14 protein-coding genes are annotated in these 14043 nt (G+C 55.5%); 3 read left to right on the top strand and 11 right to left on the bottom strand.

Annotated features, from left to right (window positions below):
- Nucleotide 1: 1 nt before the first annotated feature.
- Together FFI95_RS00520 and FFI95_RS00515 are read right to left on the bottom strand one after the other, a co-directional pair.
- On the bottom strand, nucleotides 2-1123 hold the full coding sequence (locus FFI95_RS00520) for a tRNA nucleotidyltransferase/poly(A) polymerase-related protein (protein WP_144820400.1): 1122 nt from the start codon (nucleotides 1121-1123) through the stop codon (nucleotides 2-4).
- Between the two features lie 79 nt (nucleotides 1124-1202).
- Nucleotides 1203-2459 carry a conjugal transfer protein TraF gene (locus tag FFI95_RS00515; protein ID WP_144820399.1) on the bottom strand — a complete coding sequence of 419 codons (1257 nt, stop codon included), beginning with the start codon at nucleotides 2457-2459 and terminating at the stop codon, nucleotides 1203-1205.
- Between the two features lie 244 nt (nucleotides 2460-2703).
- Between FFI95_RS00515 and FFI95_RS00510 the strand changes: the two genes are divergently transcribed.
- Nucleotides 2704-3252: an LPP20 family lipoprotein gene (locus FFI95_RS00510; RefSeq protein WP_144820398.1), complete on the top strand. Its 549-nt coding sequence runs from the start codon at nucleotides 2704-2706 to the stop codon at nucleotides 3250-3252.
- The gene (locus FFI95_RS00505) at nucleotides 3209-4525 is read left to right on the top strand and encodes a flagellar assembly protein T N-terminal domain-containing protein (RefSeq protein ID WP_144820397.1); all 1317 of its coding nucleotides are present in this window, start codon (nucleotides 3209-3211) and stop codon (nucleotides 4523-4525) included. Before FFI95_RS00510 ends, FFI95_RS00505 begins: the two co-directional genes overlap by 44 nt.
- Before the next feature lie 23 nt (nucleotides 4526-4548).
- Here FFI95_RS00505 and FFI95_RS00500 read toward each other — a convergent pair whose 3' ends face one another.
- The 8 genes from FFI95_RS00500 to trhP all read right to left on the bottom strand — a co-directional run bounded on the left by FFI95_RS00500 (nucleotide 4549) and on the right by trhP (nucleotide 12303).
- A complete protein-coding gene (locus tag FFI95_RS00500) occupies nucleotides 4549-5010 on the bottom strand; it encodes a SufE family protein (protein ID WP_144820396.1) in 462 nt (153 codons plus the stop codon).
- On the bottom strand, nucleotides 5011-5553 hold the full coding sequence (sufT, locus tag FFI95_RS00495; RefSeq protein ID WP_144820395.1) for a putative Fe-S cluster assembly protein SufT: 543 nt from the start codon (nucleotides 5551-5553) through the stop codon (nucleotides 5011-5013).
- Between the two features lie 13 nt (nucleotides 5554-5566).
- A complete protein-coding gene (locus FFI95_RS00490; RefSeq protein WP_144820394.1) occupies nucleotides 5567-5920 on the bottom strand; it encodes a HesB/IscA family protein in 354 nt (117 codons plus the stop codon).
- 13 nt (nucleotides 5921-5933) lie between these two features.
- Nucleotides 5934-7187 carry an aminotransferase class V-fold PLP-dependent enzyme gene (locus FFI95_RS00485; RefSeq protein WP_144820393.1) on the bottom strand — a complete coding sequence of 418 codons (1254 nt, stop codon included), beginning with the start codon at nucleotides 7185-7187 and terminating at the stop codon, nucleotides 5934-5936.
- A 5-nt stretch (nucleotides 7188-7192) separates the two neighbouring features.
- Entirely contained in the window at nucleotides 7193-8479 is a 1287-nt protein-coding gene (gene sufD, locus FFI95_RS00480) for a Fe-S cluster assembly protein SufD (RefSeq protein ID WP_144820392.1), read from the bottom strand.
- 12 nt (nucleotides 8480-8491) lie between these two features.
- Entirely contained in the window at nucleotides 8492-9268 is a 777-nt protein-coding gene (sufC, locus tag FFI95_RS00475; protein ID WP_144820391.1) for a Fe-S cluster assembly ATPase SufC, read from the bottom strand.
- A 38-nt stretch (nucleotides 9269-9306) separates the two neighbouring features.
- Nucleotides 9307-10755 carry a Fe-S cluster assembly protein SufB gene (gene sufB, locus FFI95_RS00470; RefSeq protein ID WP_144820390.1) on the bottom strand — a complete coding sequence of 483 codons (1449 nt, stop codon included), beginning with the start codon at nucleotides 10753-10755 and terminating at the stop codon, nucleotides 9307-9309.
- Between the two features lie 228 nt (nucleotides 10756-10983).
- Nucleotides 10984-12303 (bottom strand): prephenate-dependent tRNA uridine(34) hydroxylase TrhP, encoded by a 1320-nt coding sequence (gene trhP / locus FFI95_RS00465; protein ID WP_144820389.1) that lies wholly within the window; start codon nucleotides 12301-12303, stop codon nucleotides 10984-10986.
- A 158-nt stretch (nucleotides 12304-12461) separates the two neighbouring features.
- On the opposite strand from trhP, the gene FFI95_RS00460 reads away from it, so the two are divergent.
- Entirely contained in the window at nucleotides 12462-12818 is a 357-nt protein-coding gene (locus tag FFI95_RS00460) for a helix-turn-helix transcriptional regulator (RefSeq protein ID WP_144820388.1), read from the top strand.
- Between the two features lie 2 nt (nucleotides 12819-12820).
- Here the strand turns inward: FFI95_RS00460 and FFI95_RS00455 are convergent, their stop codons facing one another.
- Nucleotides 12821-14032 carry a beta-ketoacyl synthase N-terminal-like domain-containing protein gene (locus FFI95_RS00455; RefSeq protein WP_144820387.1) on the bottom strand — a complete coding sequence of 404 codons (1212 nt, stop codon included), beginning with the start codon at nucleotides 14030-14032 and terminating at the stop codon, nucleotides 12821-12823.
- Nucleotides 14033-14043 lie beyond the last annotated feature (11 nt).

The raw sequence follows: 14043 nt of genomic DNA, 5'->3' as shown, positions 1-14043 counted from the left end.
CTTAGTCCGGTGTAGATGAAAGAGCCTGAGCGATGCGCGACAAGCGTTCGCTTCGGATCGCATCACCCAGCTCCTTGCCGGTAAACCCTTCCTTGATCAGAGCCTGTGGGTTTACACCGGAAGCAGCATCTGCGGCTTTTCCGATGCAGGTCAGGAGTTGTTGATCACTGGGGGCGAGGGCACATTCAAGCGTGCGGATCAGTTGTGCAAAACGTTCCGGGCGCCGCCACAGGTCTGCTTTTTCCAGCAGGCTGAGCAGAATGCCGGCGTCTGGCTGTACCGGGTTGAGCTGCTGGATAACAGGCATAAAGGTAACCAGCAACCGGGCAAGCTGCTGACAGTCATTAGGTGCCTTCAAGGCTTTGGCTCTTACGGTACAGGTTGCATCATCAAGCGCACAGCACAGTGCTGCAAAGCGTTCTGCAGTTGCACCCTGGGCAGCGTGTACACACTCAAGAGCGCTCATAGCAGCATGGAACTGGGTTTCAGGGACCAGTTCCGGGATCAGGACATCGAGTGCACCGCACTCCCGGAGAACCCGGAAAAACGTGGCGGGGGCGTGCTCATGCAAGGCTCGCTGGACCTCCTGCCACACGCGTTCAGGTACCAGGTGTGCGACTTCGCCTTCGGCAACCATGGCCCGCATCAGCTCCATGGTCTCCGGACAGACACGAAAACCCAGAGGCTCAAAGCGTGCTGCAAAACGTGCGGTTCTCAGAATGCGCAGGGGGTCTTCCCTGAATGCGTCTGAAACATGGCGCAGTTGTCGCGCTTCCAGGTCTTTTTTGCCGTTAAACGGGTCGGTCAGTTCTCCCTGCTCGGAGCGCGCCATTGCATTAATGGTGAGGTCTCTGCGTTGCAGATCTTCTTCCAGTGTCACATCCGGTGCACTGTAAACCGAAAATCCATGATAACCATGCCCCTGCTTGCGCTCGGTGCGGGCGAGGGCGTATTCCTCCCGGGTTTTCGGGTGCAGAAACACAGGGAAGTCCGAGCCTACCTGGGTGAAGCCCTGTGCAAGCATTTGCTCCGGGGTAGCGCCAACCACCACCCAGTCCCGGTCCCGGACATCCAGGCCCAGTAACTCGTCGCGAACGGCGCCGCCCACCATATAGGTTTTCATCAAGGATCGGGTTCCTTTCAGAGAAATGTCCGGGAATTATCCGTTTCCCGGAGGGCGCAGGCAAACTTTACGGGCAGGCTCAGAAAGAGGTGCCAAGCTCCAGGGCAGCACCCACATCGGCACTGCTGAACAGCGCACCCAGATCAAAGCGTACGCCCATCAAGTTCAGGCCAAGCCCGGCGGTATACTGGGTCTTTTCCTCAATGCCACTGTTATCGCTGTTGCTCGCCAGGTTGTGGCGAACACCCGCACGGAGCTGAGCGTAACGCCAGGCATCAAACTCGGCGCCCAGGGCAAGCCACTGAGTGTCGTCCTCAAAGCCAAAGGCCTCTTTTTCAGTCAGGTCTACTTCAGCCGTGATCACGTGGTAGTTGCTTTTATGAGCAAGACCAATTGTGGCCATGGGGTCAAGGCGAAGCGTGTGCTGGTCTGTGCCTGTTGATTTTGAGTCCAGCTTCATCGGAATCAGGTTTTTAATGGCAATACCTGCATTCCACTGTTTCTCGGCGCCGAAGGCGTAGGCGGCCCCTACATCCAGGTTAAAACCGTTTTTCTCGGTCTGGTACTGGTCGCTGTCAAACTCGTCGTCTTCAAAGCTGGAGACAGTCTCTGAATACTGGAAGGTTCGCAGTTCAACGTATTTTGGGGCAAAGCCCAGCTGCAGTGAACCGCCGTTATGCAGGTCCAGTGAATGGGCAAAGCTGAGCCCGGCTTCCGCAACTGCAGAGGCGAGGATTGTGCCGCGCGATTCAAGGTCTTTACTGAGGTCTTTGTTTTGCAGCTCAGGGTTCTGCGGATCGAGGTCCACAAGCTCCTGTAAAGTCTTTCGGTCTCCTTCGTCGAGCTCGCCGCGAACCGTTGCGGTGAGATTGCCGCGAGCGAAGAAGCCCATGGCAACTACTTTGCTGGGAACGGCCACACTCAGCCCCAGCCCGACATTGGCGCGCATTGTATCTCCATCCAGCGCTTCAAGACGCTGTAGCAGGTCTTTTGCAGTTGCTTGAGCCTGTTCCGGGGATGAGTATTTCTGAGAACCAAATTGGTCGATGGCATCCTGAATATCGTCAATCTGGTCAATCGTTTCCTCTTCATCCGCAAGTCTTGCATTGATGGAGGGCAGGGTCAGACCAAAGTCGTCAGCCCAGGCGTGGTGATCCGCTGCCATCATTGCCGGGTTTGTGAAGGTAGCAGAGGAGGGATGTGCAATTGCCACGCCGGTCCCGGCCATGGCAAATGAGCGAGAGGACATAAAAGCCTGGGGGCTGGCAAGCGCGGAAGTGGTAATAGCCGAAAGACTGAGTGCAACAAACACTCTGGAGAGACGATACGGATGCATTCGAAGACCTTGTAGCATGTGTTTTTGGATTATTAAACTCGTGCAATGTTAGAACAATGAGCGCAAGCACACATTACACAGCCGGTAACGGTTTGTGTCCGGTCTGTAAAATGCAGGCAGATCTTTGCCGGTTATCCCGTTATGGTTCTTGTTAAAACCTGTTAAAGCGCGAGATATCATGAGCCTATAAAACCTGGCGTGATATTTTCATGGTAATTTCGAAATGTACTCCGGAGGCAAGAACATGATCATTCGCTGGGTGTTTATTTCGTTTATCGTTTTTGTGCTTGCCGCTTGCGCACCTGTGGGGGGGTACCGCGACAGCGACAGCAAAGCAGAGCGGAATAACGGGCGTTTTGAACCGGTTACTGTGCGGGTCAGCGGTTACGGTACCTATGCGCAAAGTGCCGGGGAAAGCTCGGGTACCCGTCAGCGGTTAATGGCGCGCAGAGCCTCACGGCTGGATGCATACCGCAACCTTGCCGAGCGGGTTTATGGCGCCGTGGTTTATGGCAGCTCCACGGTAAATGATTTTGTTCTTGGTAATGATGCATACCGGGCTTATGTGGACAGTTACATACGCGGTGCCAAGACAGTGGCCGTGAATGAGCATAATGACGGGGTTGTTGAGACGGTCATGGAGCTGAAACTGGAGCCCCGCTTCCGGGAGTGCGTAGCCAGGGTCTCGGCGGATGAGGTGCAGAACCTCTGCCCGATACCTATGCCCCTTGAGAGTGACAGGGTAGGGGATGTTGAGAGCCGCAGTGCCGGCTCACTTTATTATCTGGACTGAGCCGGAGGAAAGCAGTGTGAGGCAGTTTGAGCAGAAGCAGAAAAAGGAAGCCGTGGGCAGGCTTTCGGGCTGGCTGATACAGCAGGCAGGCTGTTACTTGGCCGGGGTCCTGCTGCTGGTGGCCAGTGCGCAGGCACTGGCACTGGAAGGTGTTGGGTATGCCAATATTTCCGGTAACGACCTGGAATCGGCCCGAACGGAAGCCCGCAATGCCGCTGTTCGTGATCTTGCGTTGCAGCACGAAGCACGAGTCAGCGCCCGGGATACAATGGAAAATGGCGCCCTGACAGATTCCCGGGTCAGCCTCGATACCCGGGGCCGGGTGCAGAATGTCAGTATTATTGACGAGCATCGCAGTGGCAACCTTTTGCGCGTAACAGTGCGCGGGGAGGTCTCTTCTGGAGCGGCAGAGTGCAGCTCTGGCAAAGGTGGCCGATTGAGTAAACGGTTGGCGGTTACCGGTTTCCCTGTGCTGCATCCGGAGCAAACACAAAGCGGGCGGATCGGCGATGCCGGTGAGGTTTTGCCTCAGCAGCTGCTACAGGGCCTGCGGGAAACGGGAAGTCTGCAAGTGCTTTCGGCAACCAGATCCCGTTTGTATTCCGACCTGATGAACGCCCCCACGACACAGAAAAGCGATAACCGTTTGACAAATGTTACGCAGCTGGCCCGCGAGATGGGCGCACAGTTTGTTGTAACCGGGGTTATCCGGGATTTGGGGCTGACTGACGCTTCAGCGTGGGGTTCTTCCATTCTGGACAAGATGCAGCGGGGTGTGGGAATGGCCGATCAGCGCCGGCGTTTTGTAGCCGAGGTGGTCATGCTGGATGGCTTCAGCGGGTCGCCGGTTTTTCAGCAGCGTTTCGAAGCAACGGCAAAATGGAATGCCAAACCCGGGCAGTCCGCGGGATTCGGTTCCCCGGGCTTTCGGAAAACAGAGTATGGCAAGGCAGTAGCCGGTACTGTAACGGAGATGAAAAAGGCTGTAGCTGAAGCTCTTTCATGCCAGCCTTTTATGACCCGGATCACCCGGGTTGAAGGGAACAAGGTAACCCTGGATTCAGGTGCAACCGCAGGCTTACGTCCTGGAGATGAACTGCACCTTTATCGCAGCGCCCGCTACTTTGACTCACTCGGAGGTACGCCGGAACTGAGCGATAGTCAGGTCAGGGTCACACTGAACAGTGTGCACCCCGACTTCAGTAGCGGCACCATGCCTGGGGTTGGCGGGCAAGTGAACATTCAACGTGGCGATATGGCTATTATCTGGTAGCTTGCAGGAACCCGGTATATTAATCAGGCTGCTGTTTCAGCAGCCGCAATATCCCGGATCTTTCCGACCATGGCGCGCAGCCCGTTGCCGCGGGTTGGTGAGATGTGGCGGAATAAATCCAGGCGCTCAAACAGTTCATCAATGTCCGTGGCCAGCAGGTCACGTGGAGCTTTACCATTGAGTGCCACCAGGATCATTGCAGCCAGCCCGCGTACGATCATTGCGTCTGAATCAATCAGCAAATAAAGCTTGCCGCTGGCTTCATCAAAATGTGAAATCAGCCACACCTGACTCTGGCACCCGTGAACGTAGTTCTCTTCAACGCGGGCATCATCCGGAAAGGCGGGTAACTGATTACCCAGATCAATAATGAACGCGTACCGCTCTTCCCAGTCATCAAGAAACTCGAAACCGTCGAGCACGTCTTCCAGAGTCGGGTTTTTTCCGAGAGGGTTGTTCAGAAAGTCTTGTTCTGTGGCTGGCATTTAAAACATTCCCAGTTCGAGTCTAGCTTCGTCTGTCAGCATGTCGCTGTTCCATGGCGGATCAAAAGTAAGCTCTACTGTTACCTTGTCCACGTTGGGTACATGCTCAACCTTGGTTTTTACATCCTCGGTAATGACTGGTCCCATACCACATCCGGCAGCGGTCAGCGTCATCAGGATAAAAATATGATTGCCGTCTTCTGTGTCATGTTCAATCCGGCACTCGTATATCAACCCCAGGTCTACGACGTTAACGGGGATCTCCGGATCGTAGCAGTTGCGTATGGCTTCCCACACCTGGTTTTCGTTAACGGTGCCGTCTTCCGGCGTCTCAAAGCTGCTTTCCAGCGGTTTTTTGCCCAGAGCGTCAGCGTTATGGCCTTCAATGCGGGCCAGATTACCGTTGACCGAAACAGTAAAGGATCCGCCCAGTGATTGCGTGATAGTGACAAAACTGTCGGCCGGAATCATGACTTCTGTTCCGTTGGGAACAAGGCGGGCTTCCACCTCACGCTTTGTCAGGACAACTTCACGTTCTTGCATACCGGGTTATACCTCAGCTTACTGTAAAACTCTCACCACAGCCGCACTCGGCGGTGGCGTTCGGGTTGCGGAACTGGAACATGGAATTCACACCCTCAGTAACAAAATCAATCTCGATTCCGTTCACCAGGGGCAGGTGTTCCTCTTTCACGAACACATCAACGCCATCAATGTGGAAGACTGTATCGTCCGCCAGGGCCTCATCAACCCACTGGGTTTCGTACTTGAAGCCGGAGCATCCGCTTTTCTTGATCGTCAGCCGAATGCCTTTGGCACCGGATGCTTTGTCGAGTTGCTTACGCACGTGCTTGACGGCACTTGGTGTCATGGTGACACCTACGGTCGGCGTGAAGACTTCGGTTGTCATGGTGTCTCCTCCATCAGGCAAACAGGCGCTGAACTTTCAGCAAGGCGGCAAACAACTGCTCCACCTCGCTCTGTGTATTATAGAACGCAAAGGAGGCCCGCGCTGTACCGGGAACTCCGTAGAAATCCATCAGCGGCATGGCGCAATGATGCCCTGTCCGAATTGCGATGCCTTGCTGGTCAAGCAGGGTGCCTATATCACTGGGGTGCAAACCCTCAATTTTAAAGGACATAACCGGCACCTTGTTCTCTGCAGTACCAATTATGGACATGCCTGGCACAGTTTCAACCAGTTGCTCGGCACGCTTCATTAAGGCGTTTTCAGCAGACTCCATCGCGGGCCTGTCGAGGCTGTCGAGGTAATCAAGTGCGGCTGCAAGGCCGACGGCCTCGGCGATGGCCGGTGTGCCTGCCTCAAACTTGTACGGGAGAGTGTTCCAGGTCGTACGCTGGAAGGTCACTCTTTCAATCATCTCGCCGCCCCCCTGGTAAGGAGGCATCTCCTCCAGCAGGGCTGCTTTTCCATAAAGTACGCCGATGCCGGTAGGCCCGAACAGCTTATGGGATGAGAAAACATAGAAATCACAATCCAGAGCCTGCATATCCGGCTGGAAGTGAGGTACCGCCTGAGCACCGTCCAGCAGAGTGATAATATCGCGCGCTTTTGCGTGCTTTATCAGCTCGGCAACCGGATTGATGGTGCCCAGTACGTTGGATACATGGCTTATAGCCAGGATACGGGTGCGTTCATTCAGCAGGCTGTAGAAGGAGTCCATATCCAGTTCGCCCTGGGGCGTGATCTGGACCGGGACTACCCTGGCGCCCGTGCGCTCAGCGATCATCTGCCAGGGGACGATGTTGGCATGATGCTCCATATGGCTCACCAGAATTTCGTCCCCGGCCTTGAGGCGTGGCGCCAGGCCATTGGCCACCAGGTTGATGGCCTCGGTGGTACCCCGGGTCCAGATGATTTCCCGGGTGCTGGCTGCATTCAGAAAGCGGCGAACGGTTTCCCTGGCCCCTTCAAATGCGGTCGTCGCCCGGTCGCCCAGGGTATGGGCGCCACGGTGTACGTTGGAATGCATTTCCCGGTAGTAGCGGTCCATGGCGTCCAGAACAGCGGTGGGTTTCTGGGCAGACGCACCATTGTCCAGATACACCAGTGGCTTTCCGTTTACCTGTTGGGACAGGATGGGGAAGTCCCGGCGTACGGCTTCTACATCGAACGCCTTTTGGGTAACTGTGTTTGCCACGGACAGATCGTTCATACCGGTCAGACCTCCTGGAATGCTTGATCAAAGAACTGGTTGAGACGGGTATGCACGGTTTCCCTTACCGCTTCCACCGGAATCTGGACAACCAGCTCATTGATAAATGCCATAGTCAGAAGCACGTTCGCTTCACGACGGGGAATGCCTCGCGATACCAGGTAAAACAGCGACTCTTCGTCGAGTTGTCCAATGGTTGCACCGTGAGCACACTTTACATCGTCGGCGTAGATTTCAAGCTCGGGCTTGGTATCAATTTCTGCGCCGGTTGTGAGCAACAGGTTCTTGTTGTTCATATTCGCGTTGGACTTCTGGGCGTCCTGGTGAATATGAATCCGACCGTTAAACACTGCATGGGATTTATCCGTGGCAATGTTGCGGTAGGTCTCTTCACTGTCACAATTGGCTGCAATATGCTCAATCGTGGTGTGATTGTCGTAGTGTTGAGTGCCCTGAGTAACCACCACGCCATTGAGCTTGCACTCGGCGCCTTGCTCTTCGAGCCTGACCTGCAGGTCATGGCGGCGCAGAGGGCCACCAAAGCCCATGCAGTGGCTTTCAAAGCGTGAGTTGCGCTGCTGACGCACACCGGTTGCGCCAATGTGCTGAACGTTTTCGCCGTCCATGCACAGGCGGATATTGGTGACGTTAGCGCCTTCGGCCAGGGTGAACTCGGTCACAGTATTCACCATGACCGGCTCCTGCCCGCTGGAAATATACTCTTCAACCAGGGTGATCTGGCTGTTGGCTCCGGCATCTACATAAATGCGCGGAAAGGCAGAGCCACTGGCGTCGGCTGTCACTTCGTTGATAATAAACAAAGGCTGGTCAAGCACAGCATTCGGATTCAGGCGAATGACCAGCCCATCCTCAAACCGGGCAGTGTTCAGACCGGCAAACTGCACGGTCTTCATGTCCAGAGTGCTGTCCAGGCGCTCGGCCAGATCTCTGGCCTGGGCTTCGGATAGCTCGCCGAAGCGCTGGATACTGATGTCGTCCAGGTCCGGATATTCGCTGGCTTCGGGAATCATCACGCCGTTGGTGAACACTACCTTGTAGCCAGGAACAGCCAGTGCGCTGCCGGCCTTGCCGGTCGTCGGCAACGAAATCGCCATCTCTTCAGTAAGCTTCAGGCGCTTGCTGGAGTATTTCCAGTTTTCCGTTTTCCGCGTTGGCAGAGGCATGTCTACCAGGGCGGCACCGCGCTGCTTACGCAGCTCCAGTAAGGGTGCCGGCAGTGCCTGGCCAGCCGGCTGCAGGAACGCGGTGGAAAGAGTAGGTGCTGGTTTCATTCCGCGACCTCCTTAATTGGCTGAGCTGGCTTCAGTGGCTTCGTCTTCTGCAATGCCCAGCCAGCTATAGCCACGCTCTTCCAGTTCCAGAGCCAGTTCGCGACCACCGGATTTTACAATCTTGCCATCCGCCAGAACGTGTACAAAGTCAGGAACAATGTGGTCAAGAAGGCGCTGATAGTGGGTCACCATCAGAATGGCGCGGTCTTCAGAGCGCAGCGCATTCACCCCGTCGGATACAACCTTGAGTGCGTCGATATCCAGCCCGGAGTCGGTCTCATCCAGAATGGCCAGGCTCGGTTGCAGCATCAGAGCCTGCATGATTTCGTTACGCTTCTTTTCACCGCCGGAAAAACCTTCGTTAACACCGCGCTTGAGAAATGCGGGGTCCAGGTCTACCTGCTTTGAAACCTCGCGTGCCAGCTTCATGAACTCTGCTGCGTTCATTTCCGGCTCGCCCCGGTGATGGCGCAAGGCGTTCACGGCTGTGCGCATGAACTGCATGTTACTGACGCCCGGGATTTCTACCGGATACTGAAAGGCCAGGAACACGCCATCGCGGGCACGGTCTTCGGTCTTTTTTTCCAGCAGATCGTCACCACTGAAGATGACTTCGCCGGCGGTTACTTCAAAGGTATCGTTGCCTGCGAGCACCTGGGCAAGGGTACTTTTACCCGAGCCGTTGGGTCCCATAATGGCGTGTACTTCACCCGCTTTTACCTCCAGGTCGATGCCCTTGAGGATTTCGTTGCCCTCAACGGATGCGTGCAGGTTTTTGATACTCAGCATGTGTAGGCTTCTCTCTGTAATCTGAAAATTTTATGAACTTAACCGACTGAGCCTTCAAGGCTTACTTCCAGAAGCTTGCCTGCTTCCACAGCAAACTCCATGGGCAGCTCCTTGAACACTTCCTTACAGAAACCGTTCACGATCATGGAAACAGCTCGCTCCGGGTCTATGCCACGCTGGCGGCAGAGGAACATCTGCTCGTCGCTGACTTTAGACGTGGTGGCTTCGTGTTCCACAACGGCGGATTTGTTCAGGCTTTCGATGTACGGGAACGTGTGGGCACCGCAACGGTCGCCGATCAGCAGTGAGTCACACTCGGTAAAGTTGCGCGCACCTTCTGCCCGGGGCCCGAACTTGACCAGACCGCGATACACGTTGGAGCTTCTGCCAGCAGAGATACCTTTTGAAATGATCGTGCTGGATGTGTTTTTACCCAGATGGATCATTTTGGTGCCTGTGTCGGCCTGCTGATAGTTGTGAGTAAGCGCGACTGAGTAGAACTCGCCCACGCTGTTCTCACCACGCAGGATGCAGCTCGGGTACTTCCAGGTAACGGCAGAGCCGGTTTCAACCTGAGTCCAGGAGATTTTGGAGTTCTTGCCCATGCACGCGCCGCGCTTGGTAACAAAGTTGAAAATACCGCCTTTGCCGTGCTCGTCGCCCGGGTACCAGTTCTGCACCGTTGAGTACTTGATCTCGGCATCGTCCAGGGCGATCAGTTCTACTACCGCTGCGTGCAGCTGGTTTTCGTCACGCATGGGTGCCGTACAGCCTTCCAGATAGCTGACGTGGCTGCCTTCATCGGCAATGATCAGAGTGCGCTCAAACTGCCCGGTGTTGGCAGCGTTAATGCGGAAGTAGGTGGAAAGCTCCATGGGGCAACGAACGCCCTTGGGCACATACACAAATGTTCCGTCCGAGAACACTGCAGAGTTAAGACCGGCAAAGAAGTTGTCCGTGTGTGGAACAACACTGCCGAGATATTTCTGGACCAGTTCCGGGTAGTCGCGTATTGCTTCTGAAATCGAGCAGAAAATAACACCGGCTTTCGCCAGAGGTTCCTTGAACGTCGTGGCGACGGAAACAGAATCAAACACTGCGTCTACTGCAACGCCGGCCAGCATTTCCCGCTCGTGGAGTGGAATGCCCAGCTTTTCGTAAGTTCTCAGGAGCTCGGGGTCTACCTCGTCGAGGCTCTGGGGCATGTCTTCTTTGCGTTTGGGGGCTGAGTAATAGGAAATCGAGTTGTAGTCGATTTTGTCATAGCCCAGATGCGCCCAGTCTGGCTCTTCCATTTCAAGCCAGCGACGATAGGCGTTGAGACGCCATTCAAGCATAAACTCCGGCTCTTTCTTGATAGCAGAAAGGCGGGCGATAACATCTTCATTCAAACCGGGCTCGAACGAGTGTGCTTCGATATCTGTCACGAAACCGTGTTCGTATTCCCGTTTGATCAGTTCGGTCACCTCTTGATCGGTGGTCGCCATGATCGTCGCTCCGTATTCTCTCTTGCGGGCCCTCAGGCCCTATGGTTTTGCCTGCAACCTGTGCCGGTTGCGGGGCTGATCTGTTGCTTCTGGTTTTCGATTATACAATACCAGAGTAAATTAGTCAGGTATTAAAAGGAAGGAAAGTAAATTATACCGTAATACATGCGCCAGAGGCGAAGGCTGGCGCATGTAAATGAGGGTTGTATGAGTTTATACGGAGCCGGTTCAGGGCCGGGGCGGCAGGATCCGGGTCAGGAAGCTGTGACTTAAAGCCTCCGGCATGTGTGGGGGACGGGGTATACGCACAATATGGCCGCTGCCAGGTGCATGACTCATGGCAACACCCTTGCGGTTTTCCATAACCGGAGCCGAAAACTGCAGGTTACCCGCTGGTGTGATCAGCTCCAGAGGGTCGTTCGGAGAAAATCTGTTTTTGACATCGATGGTGAGCCACTGATCGTCTGCATCCATAACGGTGCCAACGACCTGCTGGGTTCCCAGGTACGAAGAGCCTTTTTCATAGGTCTGATATTCCTGCGGCAGGTGCCGGCGCAGGAAACCTTCGGTGTAGCCCCGGTTGGACAGCGCCTCCAGTTGATTCATCAGGTTCATGTCGAACGGCTTTCCCTGGACTGCCTGGTCAATAGCGTGGCGGTAGACTTGCGTCGTGCGGGCAACGTAGTAGGTGCTTTTGGTGCGTCCCTCTATTTTCAGGGAGTGAACACCCATGGCAGCCAGTTCCGCAACATGCTGCACTGCCCGAAGATCCCGGGAGTTCATGATGTAAGTGCCGTGCTCATCTTCGTATGCGGGAATAAAGCTGCCGGGGCGGTTGGGTTCTTCCAGCAGAATCTCTTTGGGCTCGGCATTCCGGACATCACTGGCGGCAGAGGAGGCAATCAGGTCGCCGGTCTGATCATGGGTGTGCTGCACTTCTTTATAGTTCCAGCGGCAGGCGTTGGTACAGGCGCCCTGGTTGGCATCCCTGTGGTTCATATAGCCAGAAAGCAGGCAACGCCCGGAATAAGCCATGCACAGGGCGCCGTGAACAAATACCTCCAGCTCCATTTGCGGCACTCGCTCCCGAATATCGCGGATCTCACCAAGGGCAAGCTCCCGGGAGAGGATAACCCGGCTGATGCCCTGGCGACGCCAGAACTCAACGGTCGCCCAGTTCACGGCATTGGCCTGCACAGACAAGTGAATCGGCTGGTCCGGCCACTGTTCTTTTACCAGCATAATCAGGCCCGGGTCTGACATGATCAGTGCATCCGGCTTGTGCTCCAGTATGGGGGCCAGGTCCCGCAGATAGGAGCGCACCTTGTCGTTATGGGGGGCGATATTTGAGACCAGATAAAACTGTTTGCCCAGTTCGTGGGCACGCTGGATGCCGGCGCCTATGGCTGCCGCATCCTTGAAGCTGTTGTTGCGCACTCGCAGCGAGTAGCGTGGCTGGCCGGCATAGACGGCATCGGCACCGTAGGCAAAGGCTGTTTCAAGGTGTTTTGGGGTACCGGCAGGCGCCAGTAATTCCGGGATGTTCATGTGGGCTCCGGGATAAATCAGTGACGGGCTATTCTGCCGCAGGCGGCTGTACTTTCCCTTGATCCTGCTCAAACGTATAATTGATTCGTTTCAGCTAACACGTGTACGCTGTAGGCTGAAAGTGAGTGGTCGGTATTTTGAGTCAGGAGGAATAAAGAATGGCGTCAGAGCCTCTGAATCCAGAGGTGGTGCGGGTTTCATTAAGTAACAAGGTAAGTACGCTGATCAGCATTCAGCTTGCCCGGGGCAAGGTGGGTGTTGAAGTGGTTGCAGCCCAGTTACACATGAGCCGGTACACGCTTCACAAAAAACTGAAACGGGAAGGGTTGACCTTTGCCCGGCTGCTGGAAGATGTGCGTCGAAAACAAGCGCTGACTTACATGCAGGACAAAAGCAAGCCGCTGGTGGAAATTGCCGAGCAGCTTGGTTTTTCAGAGTTAAGCGCATTCAGCCGGGCGTTCAAGCGCTGGATGGGCACTTCGCCGGCTGAATATCGCTCTGCACGATTCTCCTAGAATCAGTGCTTTTTGAACACCAGCGTGGCGTTGGTGCCGCCAAAACCGAAACTGTTACTCATAACAAGGTCAAGGTTCTGGTTATCCTGGCGTGAGCGGACAATCGGGTAACCCTCAGCGCCTTCGTCCAGGTTCTGGATGTTGGCTGAGGGTGCAATAAAGCCCTCCCGCTGCATGATCAGGCTGTACACAGCCTCATGGACACCGGCAGCACCCAGGGCATGACCGCACAGGGGTTTGGTGGAGCTCAGTGGCGGAATCTTGTCACCAAAGGTCTGTTTCAGGGCTTCAAGCTCAGTAATATCACCAGCAGGCGTGCTGGTGCCGTGGGTGTTGATGTAGCTGATTTCGCCATCAAGGTTCTTCATGGCCTGCTGCATGCAACGAACCGCACCTTCACCGCTGGGCGCCACCATGTCTGCGCCGTCGGACGTCGCACCAAAACCGACCACTTCGGCAATAATATCGGCGCCCCGGGCTTCTGCGTGCTCAAGCGCTTCCAGAACCACAGTGCCACCGCCGCCGGAGATAACAAAGCCATCCCGGTCTTTGTCGTAGGTGCGTGAAGCCACGCCCGGCGTGTCGTTGTACTTGGTTGAAAGCGCACCCATGGCGTCGAACATAAGGCTCAGTGTCCAGTGGATGTCTTCGCCGCCGCCGGCCAGCATCACATCCTGGCGACCAAGTGCGATCTGGTCTGCAGCGTGGCCAATGGTGTGGGCACTGGTTGCGCATGCTGACGTGATGCCATAGTTGATGCCGGTAATGCCAAAAGCGGTGGAGATGGACGCGTTAATGGCGCTGCCCATAGTGCGGGGTACCCGGTAGGGGCCAACCCGGCGAATGCCCCGGTCACGGTGAGTATCAATAGCATCCAGCAGCTGCACCGTTGAGGCGCCGCCGGTACCGAAGACACACCCTGTGCTGTTGGCTGTCAGGTGTTCCTTACTGAGGCCTGCCTGTTCAATGGCCTCACACGCTGCCAAGTATGAATAAGCAGCTGCAGGAGACATAAAACGCAACAGTTTGCGATTGATCAGCTCCGGAAGGTCCAGGTCGATCTGGCCGCATATATGGCTGCGCAGGCCGTTGTCCTTGGCTTCCTGGCTGAAACCTATGCCGGGTATGGACTCCTTCAGGGAGCGGGTGACTTCTTTCTGGTTGGTGCCGAGGCTGGAGACAATCCCCATGCCGGTGATAACTACACGACGCATCTTGTTAGCTC

Source organism: Marinobacter piscis (genome assembly GCF_007671655.1).
In the GTDB taxonomy this organism is placed as follows: domain Bacteria; phylum Pseudomonadota; class Gammaproteobacteria; order Pseudomonadales; family Oleiphilaceae; genus Marinobacter; species Marinobacter piscensis.
This window is presented reverse-complemented; position numbering and strand designations above follow the sequence as displayed.

Bases quoted from the DNA above. Each gene is read 5' to 3' on its own strand.
- FFI95_RS00460 (WP_144820388.1), top strand. From the start codon at position 12,462: ATGGCGTCAGAGCCTCTGAATCCAGAGGTGGTGCGGGTTTCATTAAGT.
- FFI95_RS00520 (WP_144820400.1), bottom strand. From the start codon at position 1,123: ATGAAAACCTATATGGTGGGCGGCGCCGTTCGCGACGAGTTACTGGGC.
- sufT (WP_144820395.1), bottom strand. From the start codon at position 5,553: ATGCAAGAACGTGAAGTTGTCCTGACAAAGCGTGAGGTGGAAGCCCGC.
- FFI95_RS00485 (WP_144820393.1), bottom strand. From the start codon at position 7,187: ATGAACGATCTGTCCGTGGCAAACACAGTTACCCAAAAGGCGTTCGAT.
- FFI95_RS00510 (WP_144820398.1), top strand. From the start codon at position 2,704: ATGATCATTCGCTGGGTGTTTATTTCGTTTATCGTTTTTGTGCTTGCC.
- FFI95_RS00455 (WP_144820387.1), bottom strand. From the start codon at position 14,032: ATGCGTCGTGTAGTTATCACCGGCATGGGGATTGTCTCCAGCCTCGGC.
- sufD (WP_144820392.1), bottom strand. From the start codon at position 8,479: ATGAAACCAGCACCTACTCTTTCCACCGCGTTCCTGCAGCCGGCTGGC.
- sufC (WP_144820391.1), bottom strand. From the start codon at position 9,268: ATGCTGAGTATCAAAAACCTGCACGCATCCGTTGAGGGCAACGAAATC.
- FFI95_RS00515 (WP_144820399.1), bottom strand. From the start codon at position 2,459: ATGCATCCGTATCGTCTCTCCAGAGTGTTTGTTGCACTCAGTCTTTCG.
- sufB (WP_144820390.1), bottom strand. From the start codon at position 10,755: ATGGCGACCACCGATCAAGAGGTGACCGAACTGATCAAACGGGAATAC.
- trhP (WP_144820389.1), bottom strand. From the start codon at position 12,303: ATGAACATCCCGGAATTACTGGCGCCTGCCGGTACCCCAAAACACCTT.
- FFI95_RS00490 (WP_144820394.1), bottom strand. From the start codon at position 5,920: ATGACAACCGAAGTCTTCACGCCGACCGTAGGTGTCACCATGACACCA.
- FFI95_RS00500 (WP_144820396.1), bottom strand. From the start codon at position 5,010: ATGCCAGCCACAGAACAAGACTTTCTGAACAACCCTCTCGGAAAAAAC.
- FFI95_RS00505 (WP_144820397.1), top strand. From the start codon at position 3,209: ATGTTGAGAGCCGCAGTGCCGGCTCACTTTATTATCTGGACTGAGCCG.